Origin of the sequence: Streptomyces sp. NPDC059037, assembly GCF_042740015.1 — a bacterium.
Classification (GTDB): domain Bacteria; phylum Actinomycetota; class Actinomycetes; order Streptomycetales; family Streptomycetaceae; genus Streptomyces.
In genome coordinates this window covers 70,884-79,505 of record NZ_JBHYIG010000007.1, presented here as the reverse complement: position 1 = coordinate 79,505, position 8,622 = coordinate 70,884, and the positions used below count along the sequence as shown (strand labels likewise).

Sequence of the window (8,622 nt, the reverse complement as noted above, 5' to 3'; positions counted from 1 at the left end):
TCCCCACCCCCCTCTCTCGCCCTTCTCCCGGCCGGGGCCGGAAGATCCGGTCCGCGCCCGCCCGGCCCGGAACCGCCAACCTCAGGACAACCGGGCGGCCCCGGCACCAATCAACCCCCGGCCGCTCACGCCGTAACCGGTGCTCCTGCCGACACCACCGAAGCCAGGCGCTGGACATCGCGGGCCGTTCCTGTGACCCCGGAGAGGAAGCCTTGCGCCCGCGGTGAGGCGTTCTCCGTCAGCCAGGCAGGGTCGATGTCGCAGACCGCGACCCTGACCTCCGTGCCCGCAAGGGCCAGGGGGAGCGTGTGCACCACCGTCGACGGGAAGCTCAGTATCGTGCGGCCGATCGGGCCCCGGCGGGCGATCAGTTCCAGGGGGAGGTCCGGGCGGACCACCTGCAGGCCCGTTTCCACCGCCAGGCGGTGGAGTTTCTCGGAGCTTTCGCGGCGGTGCGCGAAGTAGCGCGTCGCCCCGTGCGCGCGGGCCAGCGAGCGGACCGCCTCCAGGTAGCGGTCCGGGTCCACCACGCCCGTCTCCACGAGGGACGTGCCGACCAGGTCCGCCCCCTTCGACACCCGCGGCGGGCCGAAGCGTTCGCGGGTCCAGGAGAAGGTGTTCGCCGTGATGACGACCCCCGGCGGCGCCGAGTCGATCGGCATGGAGGAGAAGACCTCCACCGCGCGCTTGCCGCCCGGCGTCAGGCGGCGGCGTGCCGAGGACGAGATCGGGGCAAAGGCGATGTCGCGTACGCCGGGGCGGCCACCGCGGCGGTGCCAGCGCACCAGCCGCTCCCCCGCGGCCAGTTGGGAGATGAACTCCATCGTCGCCGTGCCGTCGTCCACGACGACCAGCGAGCGGGCCCTGGTGATGGTCAACAACAACTGCACATAGCGCGAGAACGGGTCGCCGATCACTATGCGGTCCGCCGATCGCAGCGCGCCCGTCAGGCCGCCGATCGTGTGGAAGGGTGCGGCCGGGCCGCCGCGCGCCTCCTCCCAGCGGACGTTGAGGCCCTCGTCGCGGGCGAGTTGGGCCATGCGGCGCAACTGGCCGCGGGTCATGGGGTCGTTCGGGGAGAGGACGACGACGGTGAGTCCCCCGGCCGGGCCGGTCGCCCCCGCCGTATGCGCCCACTCAAGGACGTTGAGGAGCTGCACAGGGCTCTCCACGAACGCGAGAGTCGAGCGGAGCGTGGCGGTGGGGGCCTTCGGCCCGGGTCGGGGGCTCATCGTCGTATGACCGTGTCCTGTCCTTGTTGTAAGGAGTCCCGGTGAAAGGTCCGGTAAGAGCGTCGGCGCGCTCAGACCGCGACCGGCTCGAGGTCGGCGGCCTCCGACTCGGCGACGACGCCCGCGACACGGCGCAGCTTCTTCATCGGGCCGAGCTCCGACTCGTAGACCTTCTTGACGCCGTCACCGAGGGACGCCTCGATGGTGCGGATGTCGCGGACCAGGCGGGTCAGGCCCTGCGGCTCGACCGAAGCGGCCTGGTCCGAGCCCCACATGGCGCGGTCGAGGGTGATGTGGCGCTCGACGAACGTGGCGCCGAGGGCGACCGCGGCGAGCGTGGTCTGCAGGCCCGTCTCGTGGCCGGAGTAGCCGATCGGGACGTTCGGGAACTCCTGCTGCAGGGTGTTGATGACGCGCAGGTTCAGCTCCTCCGCCTTCGCCGGGTACGTCGACGTGGCGTGGCAGAGCAGGATGTTGTCCGAGCCGAGGACCTCCACCGCGTGGCGGATCTGCTTCGGGGTCGACATGCCCGTGGAGAGGATGACCGTGCGGCCCGTGGCGCGGAGCGAGCGCAGGAGCTCGTCGTCCGTCAGCGACGCGGACGCCACCTTGTGCGCGGGGACGTCGAACTTCTCCAGGAAGGCGACGGCCTCGGTGTCCCACGGGGAAGCGAACCAGTCGATGCCGCGCTTGGCGCAGTGCTCGCCGATGGCCTGGTACTCGGACTCGCCGAACTCCACGCGGTGGCGGTAGTCGATGTACGTCATCCGGCCCCAGGGGGTGTCGCGCTCGATGTCCCACTGGTCGCGCGGGGTGCAGATCTCCGGGGTGCGCTTCTGGAACTTGACCGCGTCGCAGCCGGCGTCGGCGGCCACGTCGATCAGCGCGAGCGCGTTGTCGAGCTCGCCGTTGTGGTTGATGCCGATCTCGCCGGTGATGTAGACGGGCTGACCGGGTCCTGCGGTCTTCGAACCGAAGGTGCGCAGACGGGAGTTGGAGCTCATGGCAGGAACTTTCCTTACTTGTTGAGGGAGGGGCCGAGGATCCATGCGGCGATCTCTCGGATCGCGCCGTCACCACCGGGGAGAGCGGTGACCGCGCGTGCGGCGCCGCGTACGACGTCGTGGGCGCTCGCGACCGCCACGGGCCAGCCGACAAGGCCGAAGCACGGGAGGTCATTGACGTCGTTGCCGACGTAGAGCACGCGCTCGGGAGCGATGCCCTGCTCCTCGCACCACTGCTTGAGTGCGAGGTCCTTGCGGTCGATGCCGTGCAGGACCGGAATCTTGAGCTTCCGGGCCCGTGCGGCGACGACCGGGTTCTGTTCCGTGGACAGGATCAGCAGCGGCAGGCCCGCGTCACGCAGGGCCGCGATGCCGAGTCCGTCCCCGCGGTGCACGGAGACGAATTCCCGTCCTTCGGAGTCGATCAGCACCCTGTCGTCGGTCTGGGTGCCGTCGAAGTCGAGTACGACCGCGTCGATGTCGTCGCGGGTCGGAAGGGCGTCGGCCCGGTCGGCGTCGAAGAGCGGGGCGAGCGCGCGGGCGCGGGCGAGGTCGTGCGGGTCGTCGATCTCCAGGACGCGCGCCGGGTCCGTACGGACGAGCTCGGTGCGGCCGAAGAAGCGGTGCTTGTGCCGGCGAAAGCCGTTCACGTCCATGGCGTAGACCGCGCCGGTCTCCAGGAGGTCCTGGGGGCGGTCCTGGCGGCGCGGGCGGAAGGACTTGTCGTGGTTGACGCCGTAACCGCCGTCGGTGGCCATGGAGTTGGCGACCTTGGTGGTGCCGCCGAGCTCGCCGGTGCGCTGTGCGCCGAGGCCCGCGGGCTCGTCGTCGGCGTCCCGCCAGACGAAGCCGTGGAAGGGCGCCACGGTCAGCGCCGTGTCCGCGCCGCCGTCGATGATCGAGCCGACCACGCCGTCGACGTCCTCGCGGACGATGAACGGGCTGGTGCACTGGACGAGGAGGACCACGTCCACGGAGGCACTGTGCAGCGTCTCGTACGCGTCCATCGCGTGCAGGACGGCCGCCTCGCTGGTCGCGGTGTCCCCCGCGATCGCGGCGGGGCGCAGGACCACCTCGGCGCCGGCGGACCGTGCCGCCTCGGCGATCACGTGGTCGTCCGTGGAGACCACGACGTCCGTGACGAGCCGCGCCGCCAGGCACTCACGGATGGCGCGCGCCACCAGCGGCACACCGCCGACCGGTGCGAGGTTCTTGGCGGGGACGCCCTTGGAGCCGCCGCGGGCCGGGATGACGGCGAGGACACGGCGTACGGGGGTTCCCGCTGGGTGGGGGTTGGACATGGGGGCTCCTTGGGGGGTGCCTTGGCTGGGAAGACCTGGGGAGGGGAGGCCTTGCGGCGGGATCACAGCTCGCCCATCCGCCGGATGACGGGGGCCACGCGCTGCACCCCGTGCCGGTAGGCGCCGCGCGCCGCGCTGCGGACGGCCTGGCGCACCGGGCCCGGCTCGCGGTCCCCGGCGGGTGCGCCGGGCAGCGGGGCGCCGTCCGGGCCGAGGTGGTGGCGGGCCAGGATGCCGGGGAGGTATCCGGGGGCCGTGGTGAGGCTGTAGTACGGGGCGATGGGCGGCAGTTCGGGCTGCGCCAGGAGTGCGGTGACCCGGTCCCGCGCCTCGTCGAAGGCCTTCTCGTACGTCCCGTCGGGCGCGACGCCCTGCCGTGCGACCCACTCCGGGGCGGCCTCGGGGCTGTGCCCCGCGTCGATCTCGTCCCAGGACGTGAGGCATCCGGAGCCGATGAAGTGGTGGTTGCCGAGCGCCTCGCGCACCCCGAGGTCGGTGAGGACCGCGGTGGGGATGCGGCGGTGCAGGGATTCGAGCGCGGCGGTGGAGCTGACCGTGACGAGCAGGTCGGTGCGGTCGAGTACCTCGCCCATGTTCCCGTACACGAGACGGCAGTTGGGCGGCAGGTTCTCGCCCTTGGCGAGCTTCTGGTAGGGCAGTTCCTCGATGTGCGTGGTGTGCTCGCCGGGCTTGCTGCGCAGCTTGATCAGGACCTCGCGGTCCGGGTGCAGGCGTGCGTGCTCGACCATGCGGCGCAGCAGGTAGGTGCGCTGCTCGCGGCTCTCCGGCACGGAGGGCTGCGCGGCGAAGACGACCGTGTACGGGTCGTGCCTCTCGTACGCGGCCCCGCCGAGGAACGGCAGCGCGGCCTCCGTCACCGATGCCGCGTCGGCGCCCACCCCCTCGTACACGGCACGGAAACGCTCCGCGTCCTGGCGGGAGTTGGCGAGGACGACGTCCGCGCCGTGCCGAAGCAGCAGGCCGTCGGCGAGCTTCTCGTAGACGACGCCGACATAGCCGGTTACGACAACGGGACGCTTGGTCGATCCTGGCGAGTTCTTCGCTATACGTGCGAGGCCGTGCAGCACCGCCTGGACCGCGCCGCCCACGAGGGCGAGCACGATCACATCGGGCGTTTCGCGCTCGACCTCGCGCAGGAACTCGATCGCGGTGACCTCGCGGAGCGAGTCCGCGCGCACCCCGACCTCTTCGAGCTGACGGACGGTGGGCGTGGCCCGGCCTCTCAGGAGGCGTCCGTCGAGGCGCGTGTCCGGGTCCCCGCCGGTGAGGCGGCTCGCGGTGAGCGCACCCCATTTCCACCGGGTGTCGGAGTCGGCGAGCACGGTGATCCGTGTCGTCCCGCTGTTGCTTACTGGCACAGGAAGGACGCTAGGAAGGCATTTCGATTCGCGGCCCAACTCAGGTGCAACAAACGGTTAACAGCACGCCGACGAATGGCGAATCAGCCCGGGAAACCGCTGGTAAGCAGCCGGGTTAACCATTCCGCCATGCGTCGTTCACCTGACATCTCACCATCGGTCAAGACGAATGCCGGGCCGACACCTAACGTCACCCACGTGGTTAAGCTCTCCGTCATCGTGCCGTTCTACAACGTGCAGCAATACGCGCCCGACACCTTGAGGAGTCTGCGAGCGAACGCACGCGAAGACTTCGAATTCATTCTCGTCGACGACTGTTCGAAGGATGAGACTCCAGAGATTCTGGAGCGTGCCGCGCGCGAGCTGCCCGGCGCCGTCCATCTCAGACATGAGACGAACGGCGGTCTGGCGACCGCCCGCAACACGGGCCTTGACGCGGCACGCGGCGAGTACCTCACCTTCCTGGACGGTGACGACTGGCTCGCGCCCGGCTATTACGCCCAACTCGTCGATTCCATCGAGCAGTTGGGGTGCGACTTCGTGCGCACCGACCATGTGCAGTGCACCGCGCGGGCGCGCAGCGTCCACCGTGTCCCGCACGGCCTGCGCGGTGTGGCGATGTCCCCGCGGGATGTGATCCTGCCCGCCGACCGCTCGACGTCCGTCGACTACGCGTACGCCTGGGCGGGCATCTACCACCGGCGCCTTGCCGACCGCGGCCTGCTGCACTTCACGGACGGCCTGCGCACCGCGGAGGACCGGCCGTGGATCTGGCGCCTTCACCGCGAGGCGGAGTCGTTCGCCGCGGTGGGTCTGCTCGGTGTGTTCTATCGGCGCGGCGTCGCATCGTCACTGACGCAGATCGGCGACGTACGCCAACTCGATTTCATCCGGGCATTCGACCAGGTCGTACGGGAAACCGCCGCGGACCGCGACGCGGACAAACTCCTGCCCAAGGCCGTCCGTACTTACTGCGCGATCATTTCCCACCATCTGGGATCCATCGAAAGGTTCGAGCCAGCTGTGGCGCGGAAATTGAAGTCAATGAGTGCGGCCGCGCTGAAGCGGATGCCGCAGGGTGTCCTCGACGACGCCCTCGACTCCATGGACATACAGCGGGCGACGCGGCTTCGCCGACTGCGCCGGCGTCCGGTGTCGGCGGAGGTGGCCGCGTAATGGCGAAGACGCAGATCTTCATGGCGTCCACGCTGTACGGCACGGCGACGCTGGCCGCCGCGATCGACGCCGACCGGTTCGGCCCCGCCGACCGGCGGATCCTGCTGGTCAGCAATAACGCGGCGACGCCGGAGACGACGGTCGCCGTGGACGAGATGCCGGGGTTCGCGCGGCTGCGCGACCGGTTCGACGAGGTGCGTTCCTGGAACGAGGCCATCTGCCCTTTTCATCCGGGCGGCTGGAGCCCGCGCTCCGACGACATCCCGATGTGGGAGCGGTACTTCCGGCTCCTGTGGGACCTCGGTGACGACGCCGTCGAGCTGGCCGTCGAGTCGATCCAGGTCAACCCGGCTCTCGCGCTCGCGCAGATCTTCACGGGCGCGCCCGTGGACGTCTACGCGGACGGCCTGATGAGCTACGGCCCCACCCGCAACAAGATCGACCCGCTGGTCGGCACGCGCGTACGGCGGCTGCTCCACCTGGACCTGGTGCCGGGCCTGACCCCGCTGCTCCTGACCGAGTTCGACGTGCCGCCGGAGATCGTGCCGACCGAGGCGTTCATGAAGGTGCTCGAGCAGCTGGCCGACGCCGAGGCGGACATCGCAGACCTCCCCGCCGTCGCCGAACCGGCCCTGCTGCTCGGCCAGTACCTCTCCGCCCTCGGCATCCTGACCGCCGAGGAAGAGGAGGAGCTGCACGTGCGCATGGTGCGCGGCGCCGCCGGACTCGGCCACACCCGCGTGGTGTTCAAGCCGCACCCGAGCGCGCCCGCCCGCTGGTCGCGGCTCCTGGAGAAGGAGGCGGAGGCGATCGGCGTCGAGCTGACCGTCCTCGATTCGCCGGTGCTCGCCGAGGTGCTCTACCAGCGGATGCGCCCGGCCCTGGTCATCGGCTGCTTCTCGACCGGCCTGCTCACCGCGTCCGCGCTGTACGACCTGCCCGTCGCGCGCACCGGCACGGAGACCCTCCTGGAGCGCCTCGCGCCCTACCAGAACAGCAATCGCGTACCGGTCACGATCGTGGACGCGCTGCTGCCGGATCTCATGGACAAGGGCGCGGTCACCGGTCGTCAGCCCGGCATGCCCACAGCCCGGCTCGGCGAGCTGCTCGTCGCCGTCGGCTTCGCCATGCAGCCGCAGATCTATCCGCGCCGGCGGACCGCCGCCGAGCGCTATCTGTCGCAGCATCTCTCGCCGCACACCTGGCGCTACTTCAAGCGGCGCCGCCTGACGGCGCTCGCGCTGCCCGGCGCGCTGCCCTCGCAGCTGTCGTTCATCCCGCGCAACGCGGCCGTACGCCGGGTCGCCCGGCGGGCCCGCTCGGTCAAGCGCACCATCAAGCGGACCGCGCTCGGATGACATCTCCCGGCACCACACTCCCGAAGCACTCACCGGGGGCGGAGAAACCAGACATAGCGGACGCCCTCGCGCGCACCATACCGGCCCCGGCCGCCAAGCGGGCGCGGCCACGTCTCAGAGCGCTCGACGGGCTGCGGCTGATCGCGGCGCTGATGGTCGCGGCCTACCACTACGGCGGCCGCGACGGCGAGATCACCGAGGCATGGGGCAGCTCGCCGCAGCTTCAATTCCCCACGGCGCACAACTGGTTCGCGTACGGCTGCCTGGGCGTGCAGATCTTCTTCGTGATCAGCGGCTTCGTGATCTGCATGAGCGGCTGGGGCCGTCCGCTGCGGTCCTTCTTCGCGTCACGCGTCTCGCGGCTCTTCCCCTCCTACTGGGCCGCGATCATCCTGGTGACGGCGGTCTTCGCGCTCCCCGTCGTCACCTACGAGGCGGTCGCCCCGAGCGACGCGCTCGTGAACCTCACCATGCTGCAGCAACCGCTTGGCGTGGACCGGGTGTTGGGGGTCTGCTGGACGCTCTGGGCCGAGCTGCGCTTCTACGCGCTCTTCGCGCTCTTCGTGGTCCTGCCGGGCGCGAGCCGGGCCCGCGTGATCCTGTTCTGCGCGGTGTGGACGCTGGCTGCGGCGGTCGCCGAGGGCGCGAACGAGCCGCTGCTCGACCTCGTCCTGATGCCCGAGTACGCACCCTTCTTCATCGGCGGCATCGGCATCTACCTCGTCCACCGCGACCGCCGGGACCTCACGGCCTGGGGCATCGTGGGGGTGAGCTGGCTGATCGGCCAGCACTACGCGGTCTCCCGGCTCTGGCACGCCCCGAACCCGGACTTCTTCTCCTACCGCACGTCGTTCGGCATCATCGCCGTCGTGACGGCGGGCTTCGCGGCGGTCCTGCTGATCGCGCTCGGCGCGCTGCACCGGGTCGACTGGCAGTGGCTGACGGTGGCGGGAGCGCTGACGTACCCGTTCTACCTGGTGCACGAGCACCTGGGCTGGGTGACGGTGGCGGCGCTGCACCGGGGGCTCGGTCTCCCGTCGTACGCGACGTTCGCCCTCACCATCGGGGCGATGCTGGCCCTCGCGTGGCTGCTCAACCGCTTCGTGGAGGAGCGCCTCACGCCCGTGATCAGGACGGGGCTGCTGACAGCTCGGAAGTGATGCGCCCCAGGG

The 8,622-nt window shown here is 70.6% G+C and carries 7 protein-coding genes; 3 read left to right on the top strand and 4 right to left on the bottom strand.

Features of this window, described 5'->3' with window-relative positions; all coding sequences use genetic code 11:
- Nucleotides 1-125: 125 nt before the first annotated feature.
- The 4 genes from ACFWY6_RS03125 to ACFWY6_RS03110 all read right to left on the bottom strand — a co-directional run bounded on the left by ACFWY6_RS03125 (nucleotide 126) and on the right by ACFWY6_RS03110 (nucleotide 4,916).
- On the bottom strand, nucleotides 126-1,232 hold the full coding sequence (locus tag ACFWY6_RS03125; protein WP_384685799.1) for a hypothetical protein: 1,107 nt from the start codon (nucleotides 1,230-1,232) through the stop codon (nucleotides 126-128).
- A gap of 71 nt (nucleotides 1,233-1,303) precedes the next feature.
- A complete protein-coding gene (locus ACFWY6_RS03120) occupies nucleotides 1,304-2,236 on the bottom strand; it encodes an N-acetylneuraminate synthase family protein (protein WP_384685797.1) in 933 nt (310 codons plus the stop codon).
- A gap of 14 nt (nucleotides 2,237-2,250) precedes the next feature.
- Nucleotides 2,251-3,537, bottom strand: a complete 1,287-nt coding sequence (locus ACFWY6_RS03115; protein ID WP_384685795.1) for a cytidylyltransferase domain-containing protein — start codon at nucleotides 3,535-3,537, stop codon at nucleotides 2,251-2,253.
- Nucleotides 3,538-3,599: 62 nt separating this feature from the next.
- Nucleotides 3,600-4,916, bottom strand: coding sequence for a DUF6716 putative glycosyltransferase (locus ACFWY6_RS03110; RefSeq protein ID WP_384685793.1), 1,317 nt, complete (start codon nucleotides 4,914-4,916; stop codon nucleotides 3,600-3,602).
- A gap of 198 nt (nucleotides 4,917-5,114) precedes the next feature.
- On the opposite strand from ACFWY6_RS03110, the gene ACFWY6_RS03105 reads away from it, so the two are divergent.
- The 3 genes from ACFWY6_RS03105 to ACFWY6_RS03095 are packed head-to-tail and all read left to right on the top strand — an operon-like array spanning nucleotide 5,115 to nucleotide 8,610.
- A complete protein-coding gene (locus tag ACFWY6_RS03105) occupies nucleotides 5,115-6,092 on the top strand; it encodes a glycosyltransferase family 2 protein (protein WP_384685791.1) in 978 nt (325 codons plus the stop codon).
- Nucleotides 6,092-7,450, top strand: a complete 1,359-nt coding sequence (locus ACFWY6_RS03100; RefSeq protein WP_384685789.1) for an alpha-2,8-polysialyltransferase family protein — start codon at nucleotides 6,092-6,094, stop codon at nucleotides 7,448-7,450. The genes ACFWY6_RS03105 and ACFWY6_RS03100 overlap by 1 nt, the downstream gene beginning before the upstream one ends.
- On the top strand, nucleotides 7,447-8,610 hold the full coding sequence (locus tag ACFWY6_RS03095; RefSeq protein WP_384685787.1) for an acyltransferase family protein: 1,164 nt from the start codon (nucleotides 7,447-7,449) through the stop codon (nucleotides 8,608-8,610). The genes ACFWY6_RS03100 and ACFWY6_RS03095 overlap by 4 nt, the downstream gene beginning before the upstream one ends.
- Nucleotides 8,611-8,622: the final 12 nt, after the last annotated feature.